Source organism: Saccharothrix coeruleofusca (assembly GCF_017876325.1).
In the GTDB taxonomy this organism is placed as follows: Bacteria; Actinomycetota; Actinomycetes; order Mycobacteriales; family Pseudonocardiaceae; genus Actinosynnema; species Actinosynnema coeruleofuscum.
In genome coordinates, this window is record NZ_JAGINV010000001.1 from 1,556,677 (window position 1) to 1,574,736 (window position 18,060).

The 18,060-nt window shown below is 72.8% G+C and carries 16 protein-coding genes and 1 pseudogene; 5 read left to right on the top strand and 12 right to left on the bottom strand.

Features of this window, described 5'->3' with window-relative positions:
• Positions 1 to 63 precede the first annotated feature (63 nt).
• The 6 genes from JOF41_RS07405 to JOF41_RS07430 form a co-directional block, all read right to left on the bottom strand.
• On the bottom strand, positions 64 to 1,353 hold the full coding sequence (locus tag JOF41_RS07405; protein WP_209617281.1) for a UDP-glucose dehydrogenase family protein: 1,290 nt from the start codon (positions 1,351 to 1,353) through the stop codon (positions 64 to 66).
• On the bottom strand, positions 1,311 to 2,201 hold the full coding sequence (locus tag JOF41_RS07410) for a glycosyltransferase family 9 protein (protein WP_209624064.1): 891 nt from the start codon (positions 2,199 to 2,201) through the stop codon (positions 1,311 to 1,313). The genes JOF41_RS07405 and JOF41_RS07410 overlap by 43 nt, the downstream gene beginning before the upstream one ends.
• Before the next feature lie 2 nt (positions 2,202 to 2,203).
• Positions 2,204 to 3,163 (bottom strand): glycosyltransferase family 2 protein, encoded by a 960-nt coding sequence (locus JOF41_RS07415; protein ID WP_189225908.1) that lies wholly within the window; start codon positions 3,161 to 3,163, stop codon positions 2,204 to 2,206.
• A complete protein-coding gene (locus JOF41_RS07420) occupies positions 3,160 to 4,770 on the bottom strand; it encodes a carbamoyltransferase family protein (RefSeq protein WP_189225909.1) in 1,611 nt (536 codons plus the stop codon). Before JOF41_RS07420 ends, JOF41_RS07415 begins: the two co-directional genes overlap by 4 nt.
• A 29-nt stretch (positions 4,771 to 4,799) precedes the next feature.
• The gene (locus tag JOF41_RS07425) at positions 4,800 to 5,735 is read right to left on the bottom strand and encodes a UDP-glucuronic acid decarboxylase family protein (protein ID WP_189225910.1); all 936 of its coding nucleotides are present in this window, start codon (positions 5,733 to 5,735) and stop codon (positions 4,800 to 4,802) included.
• Positions 5,736 to 5,796: 61 nt separating this feature from the next.
• On the bottom strand, positions 5,797 to 6,381 hold the full coding sequence (locus JOF41_RS07430) for a winged helix-turn-helix domain-containing protein (RefSeq protein ID WP_189225911.1): 585 nt from the start codon (positions 6,379 to 6,381) through the stop codon (positions 5,797 to 5,799).
• On the opposite strand from JOF41_RS07430, the gene JOF41_RS07435 reads away from it, so the two are divergent.
• Complete coding sequence (locus JOF41_RS07435) at positions 6,380 to 7,204, top strand: aldo/keto reductase (protein WP_209617284.1); 825 nt, start codon at positions 6,380 to 6,382, stop codon at positions 7,202 to 7,204. The two genes, JOF41_RS07430 and JOF41_RS07435, sit on opposite strands and share 2 nt — an antisense overlap.
• Here JOF41_RS07435 and JOF41_RS07440 read toward each other — a convergent pair.
• Positions 7,191 to 7,496 carry a DUF2087 domain-containing protein gene (locus JOF41_RS07440; protein ID WP_209617287.1) on the bottom strand — a complete coding sequence of 102 codons (306 nt, stop codon included), beginning with the start codon at positions 7,494 to 7,496 and terminating at the stop codon, positions 7,191 to 7,193. The two genes, JOF41_RS07435 and JOF41_RS07440, sit on opposite strands and share 14 nt — an antisense overlap.
• A 146-nt stretch (positions 7,497 to 7,642) precedes the next feature.
• On the opposite strand from JOF41_RS07440, the gene JOF41_RS07445 reads away from it, so the two are divergent.
• Positions 7,643 to 8,416, top strand: a complete 774-nt coding sequence (locus JOF41_RS07445; RefSeq protein ID WP_229796081.1) for a hypothetical protein — start codon at positions 7,643 to 7,645, stop codon at positions 8,414 to 8,416.
• On the opposite strand, the pseudogene JOF41_RS38785 reads toward JOF41_RS07445, so the two are convergent.
• Positions 8,359 to 8,646, bottom strand: a pseudogene (locus JOF41_RS38785) (hypothetical protein); the annotation flags it as partial. The gene JOF41_RS07445 and the pseudogene JOF41_RS38785 overlap by 58 nt on opposite strands.
• Positions 8,647 to 8,727: 81 nt before the next feature.
• Positions 8,728 to 9,945 (bottom strand): ABC transporter substrate-binding protein, encoded by a 1,218-nt coding sequence (locus tag JOF41_RS07450; RefSeq protein WP_189225913.1) that lies wholly within the window; start codon positions 9,943 to 9,945, stop codon positions 8,728 to 8,730.
• A 438-nt stretch (positions 9,946 to 10,383) separates the two neighbouring features.
• On the opposite strand from JOF41_RS07450, the gene JOF41_RS07455 reads away from it, so the two are divergent.
• Positions 10,384 to 11,058 (top strand): TetR/AcrR family transcriptional regulator, encoded by a 675-nt coding sequence (locus JOF41_RS07455; RefSeq protein WP_209617289.1) that lies wholly within the window; start codon positions 10,384 to 10,386, stop codon positions 11,056 to 11,058.
• Between the two features lie 12 nt (positions 11,059 to 11,070).
• Here JOF41_RS07455 and JOF41_RS07460 read toward each other — a convergent pair whose 3' ends face one another.
• A complete protein-coding gene (locus tag JOF41_RS07460; RefSeq protein WP_209617290.1) occupies positions 11,071 to 11,889 on the bottom strand; it encodes an SDR family oxidoreductase in 819 nt (272 codons plus the stop codon).
• A 368-nt stretch (positions 11,890 to 12,257) separates the two neighbouring features.
• Here JOF41_RS07460 and JOF41_RS07465 point away from each other — a divergent pair, with 368 nt between their 5' ends.
• Positions 12,258 to 13,556: an MFS transporter gene (locus JOF41_RS07465; RefSeq protein WP_189225916.1), complete on the top strand. Its 1,299-nt coding sequence runs from the start codon at positions 12,258 to 12,260 to the stop codon at positions 13,554 to 13,556.
• A gap of 35 nt (positions 13,557 to 13,591) precedes the next feature.
• Here the strand turns inward: JOF41_RS07465 and JOF41_RS07470 are convergent, their stop codons facing one another.
• Both JOF41_RS07470 and JOF41_RS07475 read right to left on the bottom strand, forming a co-directional pair.
• A complete protein-coding gene (locus tag JOF41_RS07470) occupies positions 13,592 to 15,943 on the bottom strand; it encodes a glycoside hydrolase family 65 protein (RefSeq protein WP_189225917.1) in 2,352 nt (783 codons plus the stop codon).
• Positions 15,940 to 16,656 (bottom strand): beta-phosphoglucomutase family hydrolase, encoded by a 717-nt coding sequence (locus tag JOF41_RS07475; RefSeq protein ID WP_209617291.1) that lies wholly within the window; start codon positions 16,654 to 16,656, stop codon positions 15,940 to 15,942. Before JOF41_RS07475 ends, JOF41_RS07470 begins: the two co-directional genes overlap by 4 nt.
• Positions 16,657 to 16,726: 70 nt before the next feature.
• Between JOF41_RS07475 and JOF41_RS07480 the strand changes: the two genes are divergently transcribed.
• Positions 16,727 to 18,034, top strand: a complete 1,308-nt coding sequence (locus tag JOF41_RS07480; RefSeq protein WP_209617292.1) for an NAD(P)/FAD-dependent oxidoreductase — start codon at positions 16,727 to 16,729, stop codon at positions 18,032 to 18,034.
• The last annotated feature ends 26 nt before the right edge of the window (positions 18,035 to 18,060 follow it).

Consider the following 18,060-nt stretch of genomic DNA (forward strand, 5'->3'; position numbering starts at 1 on the left):
CGCAACCAGCCACATCAACCCCAAAAACAAACCTCAGTACCCGACCCCGTGGCCGGGTAGTAGTCACAGGCCCGCTGTGGTGGGACGGGTGGTACTTGCAGGCGTGCCCAGGGAGAGCAGGGTGAAGCCGGCTTCGGTGACCTTGTCGCGCGGCAGCAGGTTGCGGGTGTCGACGATGACCGGCCGCGCCATCCGCGAGGCCAAGTCGGGCCAGTCCAGTTCGGCGAACTCGGGCCACTCGGTCAGCACCAGCAGCGCGGAAGCGCCCGTCGCGGCCTCCTCGACCGAGGAGACCACCGGCACCGGACCGTGGTCCACGCACGGGTCGTAACCGGCCAGCCGCGCGCCCTGCTCGGCCAGCAGCTCGGCCACCGCCAGGGCGGGGGAGTCGCGCAGGTCGTTGGTGCCCGCCTTGAACGCCAGCCCCAGCAGGCCGATCCGCCTGCCCTCGACCGGTCCGAGCAGCTCCCGCACCTTCTCCACGACCCGCTGCGGCTGGTGCTCGTTGGTGTCGATGGTGGCGCGCAGCAGGGAGAAGTCGACGTCCACCGACTCGGCGGTGGACAGCAGCGCCTTGGTGTCCTTGGGGAAGCAGGACCCGCCCCAGCCGGGACCGGGGGCCAGGAAGGAGGCGCCGATCCGGTCGTCCAGGCTCATCCCCTCGGTCACGTCGCCGATGTCGGCGCCGATCTGCTCGCACAGCTCGGCCAGCGCGTTGACGTAGGACAGCTTCATGGCCAGGAAGCAGTTGCTGGCGTACTTGACCAGCTCGGCGCTGGTCGGGGTGGTCACCATGACCGGCGCGCCCGTGCCGGAGTACAGGTCCAGCACCCGCAGCGCCGCGCTTTCCGCGCTCGCGCCGACGACGACCCGCTGGGGCTGGAGGAAGTCCTGCACCGCGTGGCCCTCCCGCAGGAACTCCGGGTTGGACACCACCTGGTGGCCGTCCAGCTCGGCGGCCGCACGGTCGGTGGTCCCGGCGGGCACCGTCGACTTGATGACCAGCACGGCGTCCGGGGCCATCAGCTCGCGCGCTTCCCGCAGCACGGCGCGCACGGCGCTCAGGTCCGCCGAACCGTCCTCCCCGGTGGGCGTCGGCACGCACACGAAGACGAAGTCCACATCGGACAGTGCTTCGCGGTTGCCGACGACGAAGCGCAACCGCCCTTCCCGCAAGCCCTCCGCGACCAGGCGGGCCAGTCCGGGCTCGTGCAGGTCGACTTCCGCCCGGCACAGCCGGGCCACCCGCCGCCGGTCCACGTCCGCGCACACCACGCGGTGCCCGAGGTGGGCGAAGCACGCCGCGGTGGTCAGCCCGACATAGCCCGCGCCGATGACGCCGATCCGTCGCACGGTCCACCTCCCAGAGCCTCGTAGGACGCGGCCAGCACCTCGGCCGCGGAGATGCGCAGCAGGCCGGGGTCGGGCCGGTCGGCGAACGTGTCGCCGGTCGTGCCGTGCCACAGCGCCCGGTGCGGCCCGGACCGGGGCCCCCACAGCGCGGGGGAGACCGGGCCGAACAGCACCACCGACGGCGTGCCGTAGGCGGTGGCCACGTGCGCCACCCCGGTGTCGCCGCAGACCACCAGCCGGGCGGTGGCGACCAGGTCGAGCAGCGAGGCCAGTGGGCCGATCGCGGTCGGTTTCCCGTCGGCGACGGCGCGCACCAGGTCGGCCTCGGCGGCGCTGCCGGTGACCACCACGTCGGGGCCGAGCGCGCGGGCCACCTCGGCGAACCGCCGCGCGGGCCAGTGCCGCGCGGCGTGGCTCGCGCCGGGGTGCACCACGATGGCGCTGGTCCGGTCACCGGGCGGCGGCAGCCGCAGGTCGTCCGGGTCGGCGGCGATGCCGTGCGCTTCGAGCAGACCGCACCACCGCACGACCTCGTGCACGTCGTCGGGCCACGGCACGCGCGGCCCGAACGCGATCAGCTCGCGCGGGCGCGTGGCCCGCAGCAGTTCGGTGCTCTGCGGCCCGCGACCGTGCAGGTTCACCGCGAGGTCGGGCTCGTCGCACCGGATCGGCACCAGCCCCGCGGTGGGCAGGTGCCGGTCCACCGCGTCGATCCGGCGCACGGCGTCGGCCAGCCAGGCGGGCGCGGCCAGGGTGATCTCCGCGTCCGGGAACGCCCGGCGCAGCGCCCGCAGCGCGGGCACCCCGGTCAGCAGGTCACCCAGCCCGAGCGCGCGCAGCGCCAGCACCCTCACGGCCGCACCGCCCGGTGCCGCCACTCGCCGCGCAACCGGTGGAAGCAGGCGGCGGGCGGGATGGCCGCGCTGGTCACCAGCATCCGCCAGACCTCGTCGGAGGTGCGCGGACCCGGCGCGATCCGCTGCGCGGCGAACCACCCGGTCAGCCCGGCCCACGCCGCGCCCGCCACCACGGCCGCGCCACGGCGGCCCGCCAGTCCACACAGGACAGACGCGGCTCCCGCCGCCGTGGTGGCGACGTGCCACCGCAGCCTGCCGGGGTGCCCGCCGATGCGCTGCCGCCAGCCCGGTCCCAGCAGCCGCCGCATCAGCGCGTCGTCGGCGTTGCCGCGCTGCTGGCGCAGGCTGGCGAAGAAGTCCGCTTCCCGCACCGGGTGCGTGGTCTCCCGCTCGCCGACGACGATCCGGTACCCGGCGTCCCGCACGCGCAGCGCCAGCTCGGCGTCCTCGCGGTAGGCCCTGGGGAAGCGCTCGTCGAACCCGCCGACGTGGCACAGCGCCGCCCGCCGGTAGGCCATGTCCGCGGTGATCCACTTGGCGTCGGCCAGCCCGGCGGTGCCGCGCTCCCAGTCGGTGGGCCTGCGGTCCTCGGGCAGCGGCACCGTGATCCGGCCCTGGCTGGCGCCCACGTCCAAGTCGAGGTCCGCCACGTCCTTGGCGAAGCGGGCCTTCCAGTCCGGTGGCGGCACCACGTCGTCGTCCAGGAACGCCACCCACTCGCAGCACGACGCGCGCCAGCCCGCGTTGCGCGCCGCCGCCGGACCGCGCCCGCCGCTGCGCAGCACGCGCGCGTCGTGCGTCGCGGGCAGCGGAGCCGCGTCCGGGTCGGGCCGGTCGTCGACCACGATGATCTCGCGCGGCGGCGGGCCGGAGCCCTCGTGCAGCGCGTCCAGCACCACCGTCAGGCTCGCGCGCCCCATCGTGGGGATGACGACCGCGTAGTCCACGCTCATCGCCGCACCACGAAGCGACCGATCGCCAGCAGGTCCACCGGCGCGGAGCCGAAGCACTCCAGCGCGTCGCGCGGGTCGTCCACCATCGGCCGCCCGGCGGTGTTGAGGCTGGTGTTCACCACCACCGGCACGCCGGTCAGCGACTCGAACTCCCGGAGCACCCGCGACATCAGCGGCTCGTCCGGTCCGACGGTCTGCACCCGCGCGGTGCCGTCCACGTGCACCACGGCCGGAATCCGGTCCTTCCACTCCGGACGGACGTCGTGCACGAACAGCATGTAGGGACTGGGGATCGGGCCTCGGGTGAACAGCTCCGCCGCGCGCTCGGTCAGCACCATCGGCGCCACCGGCCGGAACTGCTCGCGCCCCTTGACGTTGTTCAACCGCTCCAGGTTGTCCGCGTAGCACGGGTTGGCCAGCAGCGAGCGCCGCCCCAGCGCGCGCGGCCCGTACTCGCTGCGGCCCTGGAACCACGCCACGACCTGGTTGTCGGCCAACGCCCGCGCGACTTCGACGGCCACGTCCTCCGGCGTCTCGTAGCGGATCTTGGCCTTGCGCAGGAAGTCCTCGATCTCGTCGTCGGTCCACGACCGGCCCAGGTCCGCGCCGGGCATGGGCGCGGCGGGCTCACCGGCTTCGGCGGCCACGTGCAGCGCCGCGCCCAGCGCGGTGCCCGCGTCACCGGCGGCGGGCTGCACCCACACCTGCTCGAACGGCCCCTCGGCGAAGATCCGGGTGTTGGCCACGCAGTTCAGCGCCACGCCGCCTGCCATGGTCAGCCGCTTCTGGCCGGTGCGCTCGTGCAGCCAGCGCACCAGGTCCAGCAGCACCTCCTCCACCCGCACCTGCACGCTGGCCGCCAGCTCCGCGTGCTCGTGGGTGATCTCGTCGCCCTTGGACAGCCGCTTGGCCAGCGTGCTCCAGTCGATCGGCTCGACGACGAAACCGCCGTCGCCGGTGGCGTAGACGTGCTCCCGCATCAGGTCCAGGTGCTTGGGCTTGGCGTAGGAGGCCAGCGCCATCACCTTGTACTCGTCGCTGGAGCGCAGGAAACCCAGGTGCTCGGTCAGCTCCTCGTACATCAGGCCCAGCGAGTGCGGCAGCTTCTGCGCCGCGTGCGTGGTCAGCCGGTGGTCCCGGTAGCTGCCCGCCAGGTGGGAGCCGCACTCGCCCCGACCGTCGGAGACCAGCACCGCGCAATCGCCGCCGTAGGGGGCGGCCAGGCCGGTGGAACCGGCGTGCGCCACGTGGTGCGGCACGAACCGCACGATGTCGGGGTCCAGTCCCGGCAGGGCGGTGGCCAGGAAGTAGGGCGCGCGCTGGGCGTAGGTGGTGCGCAGGTCCTCCCACGGCTCGTCCATCGGCTCGACCAGGCCGGGGTCGTAGGAGTACGCCACCGCGTCGAGGTCGCCCGGTTCCAGGCCCGCGTGCGCCAGGCACCAGCGGGCGGCCTGCTCGGGCAGCTCCCAGGCCGAGAACGGCACCGGTCGCTTGCCGTGCTTGCGCCGGGAGAAGCGCTCCTCCTCCGCGGCGGCCACCACCTCGCCGTCCACCACCAGGGCGGCGGCGGGGTCGTGGAAGATCGCGTTGATGCCGAGCACGCGCATGTGCGGCCCCTTTCGTCCGTGGTGAGCGCCTACCCGACGAGGCGGCGGTCCAGCGAGCGGCGCAGCCCTTCGGCCAGCGGCACCTCGGGTTCCCACCCCAGCAGCTCACGGGCGCGGGAGATGTCGGGCCTGCGGCGCTTCGGGTCGTCCTCCATGGCCTCGACGTGCCGGATCGCGGAGGAGCTGCCGGTGACCTCGATGACCTTGCGGGCCACCTCCAGCACGGTGACCTCCTCGGGGTTGCCGAGGTTCACCGGACCGGGGTGCTCGCTGTGCGCCATCGCCAGCAGGCCCCGGACCAGGTCGTCCACGTAGCACAGGGAACGGGTCTGGCTCCCGTCGCCGTGCACGGTCAGCGGTTCCCCCGCCAGGGCCTGGCGCAGGAAGGTGGGCACGAGCCTGCCGTCGTCGGTCCGCATCCGCGGTCCGTAGGTGTTGAAGATCCGCACCAGCGCCGCGTCCACGCCGTGCTCGCGGCGGAAGGCCATGGTCATCGCCTCACCGAAGCGCTTGGCCTCGTCGTAGACGCTGCGCGGGCCGATCGGGTTGACGTTGCCCCAGTACGACTCGGTCTGCGGGTGCTCGAGCGGGTCGCCGTAGACCTCGCTGGTGGAGGCCACCACCACCCGTGCGCCCTTGCGGCGGGCCAGCTCCAGGGCGTGGTAGGTGCCGAAACCACCCGAGCGGAGGGTCTCCACCGGCATCCGCAGGTAGTCCACGGGGGAGGCCGGACACGCCAGGTGCAGCACCAGGTCGACCTCGCCCAGCACGTCCAGCGGCACCGCGACATCGGCTCTGACCAGGCCGAAGCGGGAATCCTCGCGCAGCACGCGCAGGTTGTCGGGCGATCCGGTCCGGAAGTCGTCCACGCACACCACGCGCGTGCCGCGCCGCAGCAGCGCTTCGCAGACGTGCGAGCCGAGGAAGCCCGCGCCGCCGGTCACGACCGCTCGTTGGAAGCCCATACCAGTACAGCTACCCCCGGATTCGGGGTGTAACCGCAGCGGTTCTACCGGAGTCGAACCCTCATGGCGCTTGCCCGTCGTGCACGACCAGCACCCGCCGCGGGTCGTCCACCCGGTAGCCGACGCCGCGCACGGTGCTGATGAGCGACGCCGCATCACCCAGCTTCTGGCGGATGCGGCGCACGTGCACGTCCACCGTTCGGGTGTCCACGAAGCTGGTGGTGCCCCAGACCACGTTCATCAGCGCGGAGCGCCGGTGGACCTGACGGGGGTAGCGGCACAGGTGCAGCAGCAGGTCGAACTCCAGGCGGGTCAGCTCCACCGACCGCCCTCGGTGCAACACCTGCCGGGAGTCGGCCAGCACCCGCACGGCGGGCTCATCGGCGGTGTCGACCAGCACTTCCGCGCCCGGCAGGTCCAGCGCGGACTTCAGCGCGTCGGCCAGCCTGCTCGCGGCATCGGAGGCTCGGGCCGACCGCGCCGTGAGGCGGATGACGACCGTCACGTCGACGCTCGTCACATCGGGGAACGCACTCGTCACGGCCACGTGCCGATCGCACCAGCGGCGCGCGGCGGGGTCAACGCCGTCCAGCAGGTGGAAGGCGTTGACAGCATCATGGAGCGGCACGACGAGGAGGATCAGCATGATCGACGTCACCCTGAACAACGGGGTCACCATGCCGCGACTGGGCTTCGGCGTGTTCCAGGTGCCCGCCGGGGACACCGAGCGCGCGGTCGCCGAAGCGCTGCGGGTCGGCTACCGCAGCGTCGACACGGCCGCGGCCTACCGCAACGAGGCCGCCGTGGGCAGGGCGCTGGCGGCGTCGGGGCTGCCGAGGCAGGAGCTGTTCGTCACCACCAAGCTGTGGAACGCCGACCAGGGCTACGACCAGGCGTTGCGGGCGTTCGACGCGAGCATGGCCGAGCTGGGTCTGGAGCGGCTGGACCTGTACCTGATCCACTGGCCGACCCCGGACCGCGGCTTCTACGTCGACACCTGGCGGGCGTTGGGCGAGCTGCACGCCGACGGTCGGGTGCGGGCGATCGGGGTGTCCAACTTCCAGCCCGCCCACCTGCGGCGGGTGATCGACGAGACGGGCGTGGTCCCGGCGGTCAACCAGGTCGAGCTGCACCCCCGGCTCCAGCAGGCCGAGCTGCGCCGGTTCCACGACGAGCACGGCATCGTCACCGAGGCGTGGAGCCCGCTGGCGCAGGGCGGCGAGCCGCTGCGCGACCCGGTGATCACCTCGATCGCCGACAAGCACGGCCGCACGCCCGCCCAGGTGGTGCTGCGCTGGCACCTGCAGCTGGGCAACGTGGTGATCCCCAAGTCGGCCACGCCGAGCCGGATCGCGGAGAACTTCGCGGTGTTCGACTTCGAGCTCGACGCGGACGACATGGACCGGATCGCGACCATGGACACCGGTACGCGCCTCGGGCCCGACCCGGACACCTTCAACGCCGCCTGACGGGCCGCTGCGGGGGCGGCCAGACCTCCACCGGCCGGACCCCCACCGGCCCACCCGCGCGCCGGTACTGGCCGCCCTCGCGGTCGAGCAGGCCCTCGTCGACCGGGTAGCGGCGCGAGATCACGTGGTCGACCTCGCCGCCCTCGCACCACTGGCGCAGCACCAGCAGCGGGCCCTCGCCCACCACCAGTCCGACCGAGCGCGGTTCGCGCGCGACCTCCCGCCTGGGCAACCCCGCCGCATCGGCGGCCTCTGCCTCCGTGCGCGCACCCAGGACCAGCGCAAACACCACCCGCGGCCGTTCCGGCCCGGCGAGCAGCCCGCAGAGCGCACCCGGTGCCGCGAGGCCGGCCAACCCGAAAGCCGGGTGTGGTGCACGTCGCTCTCCGGCGGACGGTGGTACCCGTGCGCACTGATCGCCTCGTCCCACTGGCGTCCGTGGAGCCCGATTTCGGGATGCCCGTCGAGAACGCCCGCAAGTTCCAGCAGGTGGCCGCCCAGCAGGACGTCGTGATCGACGTGCGGGCGACCAACCCGCACTCGGTGGCGTGGCTGCGCCGGGGAGCGCTGCCCAAGCCGCAGCCGGTGAAGGCCAAGACCATCACCGACCTGGACGTGCGGCTGGGCGCGCGGCGCGGGCAGCGCGGCCTGGTGGGCTACTTCCGGCCCGTGCTGCCCGGTGGCCGCTGCGGCGAGCACCTGCTGCGCCGCTTCACCGAGCGCCGCGCGGAGTACGACTCGTTGCGCGACAAGATGGACGCGCTGGAGCGCGGCGGCCAGTTCGTGGTCCGCGACGGCGTGGTGCACGGCTACGACCGAGCCGGGGCGCTGCGGCCGCTGACCGGCGACCACGACGTGTTCGACATCCACTCCTCCGCCGGGGTGCCGCTGCCCGAGCGGCGCTATCACCGGGTCGTGGACGCGATGATCGGCATGGACATGGGCGTCACGCACGGCGCGCACATGTACTGGCAGCCCGAGAACATGGCCGACCTGGCCGTGTTCGAGGCGATCGCCCGCGACACGGGGCCCAAGCTGCGCTTCCACCCGGACGGCGTGATGACGGCGGGGGACTACCGCCGGGCGAACGCGGGCACCACCGCGATCACCGCGCCCGCCAGCGCGGTGCGCCCGTGGGACAGCGCCTCCAGGTCCGGCAGTTGGAGCAGCGCGGTCGAGGTGTCCATGTCCTCCAGGAACAGGTGGCCGTAGAGCAGCAGCAGTCCCACGCCGTACAGCCGCGCGTGCCCGTGCCGCCAGGACAGCGCGATCCCGGCGGCCCCCGTGCACAGGTGCAGCACCTGGTTGGCGGGGCTGAGCGGCAGCACGCGCACCACGGCGAAGAAGACCTGGAGCAGACCGACCGCGAGCGCCAGCGCCTGTGCCCGGCTGTAGCGCCGGGTCCGAGGGGCGCCCCGGCTCGCCGGTGTGCCTTTCCGCATGGGTGCGGGGTAACCCGGCAGCACTAGATCACCCCTCGATCGGGCTACCTCTCGCGAGTCGAACGCCCGCGTCCCGCGAATTCAGCGCTCGCGCAGCAGCGGTTCGATCTTCGCCCGCGCCTCCGCCGCCGCCTCCTCCGGCTCGCGATCACCCTTGAGCACCTGCTGCACCATGGTCCACACCGCTTCGGAGACCTGCGGGTACTTCGTGCCGTAGCCGTTGCGCGGCCTGGCTTCCGGCATCTGCGCGGCGAACGCGGCGACGTTGGGGTCCCACTGCCAGGCCAGGTCCTGCACCGTGTCGCCGCGATTGGGAAGCGCGCCCAACCCCGCGCCGAACTCGGTGATGTTGTCCCGGTTCTCCGCCAACGACTTGAGCAGCTCCCACGCGGCGTCGGCGTGCCTGCTGCCCTTGCCGATGACCCAGGTCTCCCCACCCAGGGGCGAGGCGGACCCGCCCGCGCCGGAGGGCAGCGCGGTGACCGACCAGTTCATCCCGGCCTGGTTGAGCACCTGCACCACGCGCGGGCCGTTGACCATCATGGCGCACCGGCCTGCCGCGAACTCGCGCGCGACCTGGGCGTTGTCCCAGCCCAGCGCCGCGGCGGGCACGCTGCGGTCGACGTTGACCAACTCGTCGACGAACGCCAGCGCCTCCACGCCCGCCTCGTCGTCCACGGTGTCCAGGTCACCGCCCGCCTGCCACAGAAAGGCCAGGAAGGTGCTGGTCAGGTCCTCCTCGGGCAGTCCGGCGAAGCACAGGCCCGCACGACCGTCCCTGGTCAGCGCCTTGGCGGTGGCCCGCAGGTCGTCCCACGTGCGGGGCGGTGCCGCCCCGGCGAGCACCTCGCGGTCGTAGACCAGGGCCAGGGTCTCGCTGCGCAGCGGGACGCCGTAGAACCGGCCACCGTGCCGCGCGCTCTCGCGCACCGGTTCCAGCAGCGCCTCACCGACCGCCCAGCCCTGGAACCGGTCGGTGAGGTCGGCGACGGCGTTCTGCGCCACCAGCCGGGGCAGGTCGGGGGAGTCGACGGCGACCACGTCGGGGAACGCGCCCGAGGCCGCCGCCTGGTCCAGCTTGGCGCGGAACTCGGCGGGCGGGATGGCGGTGCGCTTGACCTCGACGTCGGGGTGCGCGCCCTGGTAGCGCGCGATCAGCGCGGTGACCGCCTGGTCGGCCGCGCCGGAGTCGTAGTGGTCCCACCAGGTCAGCGTGGTCTTGGCGGGCGCGTCGGGGGTGGCGCCGCAGGCGGAGGCGGCGAGCAACGCCGCCGTGGTGAGCAGTGCTCGCAGTCGCAAGATCGCCCCGCAGATCGACGGTGGACGGACGCCCGCCGTCCTACTCCGCCGCGCGCGGCGGTGTCAAGATCGCGGATCGTCGCGGCCCGCCCATGGGTGTTGGCGCAGTGACGTGCTTCACAGGAATTGATCCGCCGGAGCGGTTGGAACCGCCGCGGCGGGGTATCCGACTGTGCGACGAGAGCTTGGACGGCCCTCCCCCCTGGCCGTCTGACGAGACCCGGTCGGGGTGCTACTCCCCCCTCGGCACCCCGACCGGGCGCTCTCGCGTCCTGGTGGCCCGTTTGCGCCGCCGAGTCGGCCGCCCACCGCCGAAGCGCGCCGAAACGTCCTATGTGGGCGGTGCGCTCCGCCGTTCGGACTCCTGCGACGCCGACGGTGCGATGCCCGCGTTCACCCAGCCGCAGCAGCTGTGAAACGGGCACTACTATGGCGACCGTGAGTTCCCGAGGGCGGCGTCGGATCGACGAGATCGGCGAGGAGAGCCGTCGTCGCATCCTCGACGCGGCCGAGGAGCTGCTCGCCAAGAGCGGGTTCGACCGCACTTCCTTCGTCGACATCTCCGAGCTCTCCGGCATCAGCCGGGGCTCCATCCCGTGGCACTTCAAGAACAAGGCCGGCCTCGTGATGGCCGTCGTCGAACGCGCGATCGACCGCGTGATGCGGCCCGAGCGGTACCGGGTCGTGCCCCCGCTCGCCGAGGTGTTCGACGACTACGCCGCATGGGTGCGCAGCGACAACTCGGCGCTGCTGTTCATGATCCTGACCGAAGCGATGAACAGCACGGGCGCGGTCCACGCCCAGTACCAGCAGTTCCTCGCCCAGCGCCGCGAGGGCCTGGAGACGGTGCTGCGCCTGAAGCGCCCGAAGGGGGTCGATCCCGAAGCCGCGGCCAAGCGGGAGCGCGCTTTCGCGGTGGCGCTCAACGGGGCGCTCATCGGCATCCACCTCCAGGCGCTCATCGATCCCGACAGCTTCGACCTCGACCAGGCCCTGCAGTCGCTGGCAGCCCTGGTCGACGAGCACCTCGCCGACATCTGGGAAATCCCGTCCGCCCCCACCCGCGGCGGCGCGGGTGGGGGCGGACGGGATTCCGGGGGGAGCGCCGGCTGACCCGGTTCCCGGTCAGCGGGCCCCGCTGGTGGCCGGGGCGGGCACGGAGGCGAGCAACTCCTTCATCCGCTTCTCCAGGTAGGGCCGCACCTCCTGACCGGTGTGGATCCACGTCGACCGGGCCCGCATGCCCGCGATGACCATCTCGCCGACGGAGTCGATGTCGGCGCCCGACTTGAGGAACGCCTCGACGTCGGCGACGAGGTTCTCCGGCAGACCCACGGAAGCGTTCTCGTTCGCCGACCGGGTGTTGCGGACGATGTCGGTGTCGACGGGGCCGGGGCACAGCACGCTGACGTCGATGCCGTGCCTGGCCGTCGCCTGCCGCAGCGACTCGGAGAGCCCGACCACGGCGAACTTGGTGGTCGCGTACAGCACGTTCCCGTCGGCCACCAGGCCCGCCCCGGACGCAGTGTTCACCACGTAGCCCCCCTGCCCGCGCTCGATCATGCGGGGCAGGAAGGTCTGGACGCCGTTGACCACGCCCTTGAGGTTGACGTCGATGGCCAGGTCCCACTTCTCGTACCGCAGCTCCGCCGCGGGCGAGTACGGCGCGATGCCCGCGTTGTTGAACAGCAGGTTGACGTGCCCCAGCTTCGCCTCGGCCTCGTCGGCGACCGCGGCGAACCCCGCGCGGTCCCGCACGTCCAGCCGGAAGGTCTCCACCGCGGTCACCTGTGACAGCTCGTCCTTGGCGCGAGCCAGCGCCGCCTCGTCGATGTCGACCACCGCCAGACCGACACCGCGCTTGGCCAGTGCGCGCGCGATGCCCAGACCGATGCCCTGTCCGCCGCCGGTGACGAAGGCGACGGACCCCTCCCACTCCTGCACGGGAATGCCTTTCCTCGATGGAACCCAACACGGGCCGATGCGGCGAACGTACGGGCCGACCAACTCTGTGTCAATCAGCATAGAAGTGTGTACGCTGGGCGCTCCACCTGTGTTGCGCTGTTATCGCTATGCTGGCTAACACAGCGGGTCACCGTCGGAACCGGCTCTCGGGGGGCGCTCGCTGCCCGTGCGCGCCGAACCAGGCCACGTCAAGGGCTTTCGCCAGGCAATGCCGTGAAAGGGCATCGATGACCGAACAAGACCGGGCCATGACCGCAGGTCGACGCCCCCTCGCACCTCCCGCGCCGGACAGCGGTGGTGCCCCGCGTCAAGCAGCGGTCCCGCTCGACGCCGGGCCCCCGCCGAAGATGACGTTCAAGCAGGTCATGGCTGCGGGCGGACCGATGACGCTCGGCGTGATCTTCGGCCTGCAGGTGCTCGACAGCGTGGACGGCTCGGTGTTCAGCGTCTTCGCGCCCGAGATCCGCAACTCGCTGGGCGTCAGCTCCTCGGCCATCGCCACCATCGCGGCGCTCGCCGGTGTCATGGTCGCTTTCGGCGCGGTGCCGCTCGGCGTGCTCGCGGACCGCCGCCGCCGCACCACCATCGCGGGCGTCTCCACCCTCGTGTGGGCCGCGTCGACGGCCTTCTTCAGCCTGTCCCAGAACCTCTGGCAGCTGACCGTCGTCCGCATCCTCGCGGGCATCGGCAAGGCCAACGAGGGCCCCATCCAGACCGCGCTGCTGACCGACACCTACCCGGCGACCGGACGCGGGCGTGTGCTCGGCATCCACCGCAGCGGTCAGCCGGTGGGCATCGTTGCCGGGCCCCTCGTGGCCACGGTTTTCGCCGCGCTCATCCCCGAGGAGCACGAGCCGTGGCGGTGGGCGTTCGGCTTCCTCGCTCTGCCCGCCCTGCTGCTGGGCCTGGCCGCGCTGCGACTGCCCGAACCGCCCCGTGGTGGCTTCGAGCGGCGGGCGGCGCACGGGGGCGGGCCGCTCCGGGAGCCGACGACCAAGCCCCTGCCGCTGCTGGCCACCTTCGGGCAGCTGAAGAAGATCCGCACCTTCTACTTGGCGATGCTCTCGCTCGGCGCGTTCGGCCTGTCCGCGATCACGGTGCCGAACTACCTGAGCTTCATCCTCGAAGACCACCTCCACCAGGGCGTCACGGCGCGCGGCGTGATCATCACCGTCAGCGCCCTGGGCGGGCTGGTGGGCGCGGGGCTCGGTGGCGCCTACGGCGACCGCTTGTTCAGCCGCAGCCCCAAGGCATCGCTGTACGTGGCCTGCGCGGCGCTGGCCACGCTCGGCATCGGCTTGGCCGTCCAGGTCTACTCGCCCAACGTCGCCACGTTCATCGTCGTCGGGATGATCACTCAGGGCATGGTCTTCGCGGGCATAGTCACGTTGAGCCTCGTCGTCGCCGCGGTGATCCCCGCGGCGTTCCGCAGCACGGCCTTCGCGGTGGTCAGCCTGTACCTGGCGGTCGTCGGCGGGCTCGGCGGGGCGGTGCTCGTCGGCATCGCCGAGGGGATCTGGGGCGTCCAGGCCGCCATCGCGGTGATCGCGCCGACCACCTCGGTCGTCGCGGGCCTGCTCCTGCTGCGCAGCAGGCGCCACCTGCTCGGCGACATGGCGCGGGCTGCCGCAGGGGTGATCAGGTAGCGCCCCGCCCCCGACGGGGGCGGGGCGCTACCTCGCTAGCCGCCCGCCAACCGCCGCCGCGGCATCCGGTGCGCGGGCTGGCGGATCTTCGGCGGCGTCGGCGGCTCGGGCACCTCCAGGGTCAGCTCGACGCCCGGCTCCACCACGATCTCCTTGCCGTGGTGGGAAGTGCGCAGCGGGCCGCCGGAGATGATCCGGTAGGTGGCAGAGCCGTCCTCCACGGAGACCGCGAACCGGGTGCCCCGGTAGCACATCCGGAACGCGAACCGCGTCAGGTGCGGTGGCAGCCTCGGCGCGAACGACAGCTCGCCGCCGTGGTCGCGCATCCCGCCGAAGCCCGCCACCAGCGCCGACCACGCGCCCGCCAGCGACGCCATGTGCAGTCCGTTGTGGACGTTGCGGTGCAGGTCGTGCAGGTCGGTGAAAGCCGCCTCGGCCAGGTAGTCGTAAGCCAGCTGCAACGCCCCCACCTCGGCGGCCAGCACCGCCTGCGTGGCCGCCGACAGCGACGAGTCGCGCACCGTCCTGGCCTCGTAGTAGGCGAAGTTGCGGGCCTTCTGCTCCGGGGTGAACGCGTCACCGCGCAGGTGCATGGCCAGCACCAGGTCGGCCTGCTTGATCACCTGCTTGCGGTACAGGTCGAAGTACGGGTGCGACAGCAGCAACGGGTAGGCGTCAGGGTCGGTGCCCTCGAAGTCCCACTCCGCGTGCGAGGTGAACCCCTCGGACTGCTGGTGCACCCCCAGCACCTCGTCGAACGGCAGCAGCATCGCGTCGGCGGCCCGCTCCCAGGACTGGATCTCCTCCTCGGACACGCCGAGCTTGCAGGCCACCGACGGGTGGCGGCGGCACACCCGCGCGGCGGACCGGAAGTTCTGCTGCGCGATCAGGTTGGTGTAAGTGTTGTTGTCCACCACGGCGGTGTACTCGTCCGGCCCGGTGACCCCGTCGATGCGGAACACGTCGCCCTTGTCGTGGTGGCCCAGCGACGCCCACAGCCGGGCGGTCTCCACCAGGATCTCGCCGCCCCAGTGCTGCTCGAACTCCTCGTCGCCGGTGGCGTCGATGTACTGCGCCACCGCGTACGCGACGTCGCCCGAGACGTGGAACGCCGCGGTGCCCGCAGGCCAGTACGCCGAGCACTCCGCGCCGCTGATCGACCGCCACGGGAACGCCGCGCCGCGCTGGCCGAGCACCTCGGCGCGCTCCCTGGCCTTGTCCAGCGTGGAGTGCCGCCAGCGCAGCGCGTCGCGGGTGGCGTCGGGCACGGTGTAGGTCAGCACCGGCAGCACGAAGGTCTCGGTGTCCCAGAACGCGTGGCCGTCGTAGCCGGGACCGGTCAGCCCCTTGCCGGGGATGGCGCGGGTCTCGCCGCGGGCCGCCGCCTGCAGGATGTGGAACAGCGCGAACCGCACCGCCTGCTGGAGCTGGGGATCGCCGTCGACCTCGATGTCGGCGACCTCCCAGTAGTCGTCCAGGAACCGCCGCTGCTCGGCCAGCAGGCCCGCCCAGCCGGTCTGCAGCGCGCCCTCCAGCGCGGCCTCCACCTGCGCGCGCAACGCGGGCACCGACCGCTGCCCGGACCAGCCGTAGCCCAGGTACTTGACCACCGTCAGCCGCTGCCCGGCGGGCACGTCCGCGGCCACGGTGAACCGGGCCAGGTCCTCCTCGGCGTGGATCGAGGTGCGCACGCCGTCCTTGGCCAGGTGCACCTCGTGGTCCATGCCCGCGGCCATCCGCAGACCGGACCGGCGCGCGTGGTGGGCCAGCACCGCGCGGGCCCCTTCCGCGTGCGCGAAGTCGGCCACCAGCGGCGAGTCCAGCGCCGCGGCCACCCTGGGGTCACCGGACTCGCTGTCCACCGGTTCGTTGGCCAGCAGGTCCGACTGCACCACCAGCTGCACGTCCTGCTGCGGCTCGACCTCGTAGCGGATCGCCGCGACCGCCCGCTGGGTCAGCGACACCAGTCGCTCCGAGCGCACGATCACGCGCTTGCCGGTGGGCGACTCCCAGTCGGTGTACCTGCGCAGCGTGCCGGAGCGGAAGTCCAGCTCCCGGTGGTGGGCCAGCGCACGGCCGTAGCGCATGTCCAGCGGCTCGTCCTCCACCAGCAGCCGGAACACCTTGCCGTCGGTGACGTTGACGACCGTCTGGCCCTCCTCGGGGTAGCCGTAGCCGCCCTCGCCGTAGGGCAGCTCGTGCTCCTCGTAGAAGCCGTTGAGGTAGGTGCCGGGCAGACCGCGCGGCTCGCCCTCGTCCAGCGTGCCGCGCATCCCGATGTGCCCGTTGGCCAGCGCGAAGGTCGACTCCGTCCGGCGCAGGTCCACCACCGAGAGCCCTCGCCAGCGCAGCACCCACGGCTCGACGTCGTACCCCGTTCCCGTCACAGCAGCTCCGCCAAGTCCTCGACCACCACGTCCGCACCGTTCGCCTTGAGCGCGTCGGCCTGACCAGCCCGGTCCACGCCCACCACGTACCCGAAACCACCCGCGCGCCCGGCCGCGACACCGGCCAGCGCGTCCTCGAACACCGCCGCCCGCGCCGGGGCCACGCCCAGCGCCCGCGCCCCCGCCAGGAACGAGTCCGGCGCGGGCTTGCCCCGCAGACCGTCCCGCACAATCACCAGCCCGTCGACGCGAGCCTGCACGTACTTGCTCAAGTCGGCCGCGTCGAGCACCTTCTCGGCGTTGGCCGACGAGGTCACCACGGCGATGGCCAGCCCCTCCCGCTGCGCGGCCTGCACGTAGCGCACCGAACCGGGGTAGGGGGAGATGCCCTCGGTGCGGATGATCTCGTCCAGCAGCGCGTTCTTGCGGTTGCCGACACCGTGCACGGTGTCCAGGTCGGGCGGGTCGTCGGGGGAGCCCTCGGGCAGCGTGATGCCCCTGGAGGCGAGGAAGGTGCGCACCCCGTCGTAGCGCGGCCGTCCATCCACGTGCTGCACGTAATCGGCTTCGGTGAACCCTGTTTCCCCGCGTGGCAGCAGGAAGTCGTCGAACGTGCGCCGCCACGCCTGGCGGTGCAGCACGGCGGTGCTGGTGAGCACGCCGTCCAAGTCGAACAAGCAGGCGGATACCCCGTTGGGCAGACCCAGCGTCATGGTGCATGTCTACCCAATCCGGACCAGGGGTACCCAGCTTCTCCGATCGCGGTGCGCGAAGGGACGTGGCATGGACCGGAAACCGAGGGTGCTCGTGGTCGGGACGGGGTTCGCGGGCTACCACGCCCTGCGCGAGCTGGAGAAGGCGCTGCCACCGGACGCCGCCGAGCTGGTGGCGGTCAACCCCACCGACTACATGCTGTACGTGCCGCTGCTGCCGGAGGTCGCGGGTGGGTCGCTGGACCCGCGCCGGGTGGCCGTGCCGCTGCGCCCCAAGCTGCCCCGCACCCGGCTGGTCCTGGGCAACGCCACCGCGGTCGACCCCGAGGCGCGCACCTGCGCGGTGGTGGACGTGGAGGGCCGCGAGCGGACCGTCGAGTGGGACCGGCTGGTGCTGACCGCGGGCAGCGTCACCCGGCTGATGTCCGTCCCCGGCGTGGCCGAGCACGCGTTCGGGTTCAAGTCCATCGCGGAGAGCGTGTTCCTGCGCGACCACGTCGTGCGCCAGATCGAGCTGGCCGAGCAGGCCGACGACCCGGCCGAGCGCGCCTGCCGCGCCACGTTCGTGGTGGTCGGCGCGGGCTACACGGGCACCGAGCTGGTGGCCCAGGGACAGCGGCTGACCAGGGAGGCGCTGCGCCACCGCGACGGCCTGACCGAGGCCGACGTGCGGTGGGTGCTGGTGGACCTGGCCCCGCGCGTGCTGCCCGGCCTGGACGAGCGGCTGTCCGCCCCGGCGCGGCGGGTGCTGGAGCGGCGCGGCGTGGAGGTGCGGCTGGAGACCAGCGTGGAGGAGGTCACCGAGCGGTGCGTGAAGCTGACCGACGGCTCGGAGATCCCCAGCCGCACCGTGGTGTGGTGCGTGGGGGTGCGGCCCGACCCGCTGGTCGAGGCGTCCGGCCTGCCGGACCAGAAGGGCCGTGTCGTCGTCGACGACACGCTCGCCGTGCGGGGTCATGAGGGCGTGTACGCGGCCGGTGACGTGGCGGCGGTCCCGGACGTGCACAACGGCGGCAAGCCGACCCCGATGACCGCGCAGCACGCCCAGCGGCAGGGCAAGCTCGCGGGCCGCAACGTCGCCGCGTCGCTCGGGCACGGGCGGGTGGGCCGCTACCGGCATCGCGACCTGGGGTTCGTGGTGGACCTGGCGGGCGCGCAGGCGGTCGCCGACCCGCTGCGCGTGCCGCTGACCGGCTTCCCGGCCAAGGTGGTGGCCCGCGGCTACCACCTGCTGGCGATGCCGGGCAACCGGCTGCGGGTGGCCGTGGACTGGGTGACCGACCTGCTGGCACGCCGCCAGGTCGTGCAGTTCGGCCTGATCCCGGAAGCGGGCGTGCGCCTGGGCGACGCCGACAAGGTGCCCGCGACCCGCGTCTGAGCGGCCGGGGGTTCGCGAGCACCACC

Excerpts from the sequence above, each read along its gene's own strand:
- JOF41_RS07415 (WP_189225908.1), bottom strand. The coding sequence starts at position 3,163 with ATGAGCGTGGACTACGCGGTCGTCATCCCCACGATGGGGCGCGCGAGC.
- JOF41_RS07420 (WP_189225909.1), bottom strand. The coding sequence starts at position 4,770 with ATGCGCGTGCTCGGCATCAACGCGATCTTCCACGACCCCGCCGCCGCC.
- JOF41_RS07425 (WP_189225910.1), bottom strand. The coding sequence starts at position 5,735 with ATGGGCTTCCAACGAGCGGTCGTGACCGGCGGCGCGGGCTTCCTCGGC.
- JOF41_RS07435 (WP_209617284.1), top strand. The coding sequence starts at position 6,380 with ATGATCGACGTCACCCTGAACAACGGGGTCACCATGCCGCGACTGGGC.
- JOF41_RS07430 (WP_189225911.1), bottom strand. The coding sequence starts at position 6,381 with ATGCTGATCCTCCTCGTCGTGCCGCTCCATGATGCTGTCAACGCCTTC.
- JOF41_RS07465 (WP_189225916.1), top strand. The coding sequence starts at position 12,258 with ATGACGTTCAAGCAGGTCATGGCTGCGGGCGGACCGATGACGCTCGGC.
- JOF41_RS07475 (WP_209617291.1), bottom strand. The coding sequence starts at position 16,656 with ATGACGCTGGGTCTGCCCAACGGGGTATCCGCCTGCTTGTTCGACTTG.
- JOF41_RS07480 (WP_209617292.1), top strand. The coding sequence starts at position 16,727 with ATGGACCGGAAACCGAGGGTGCTCGTGGTCGGGACGGGGTTCGCGGGC.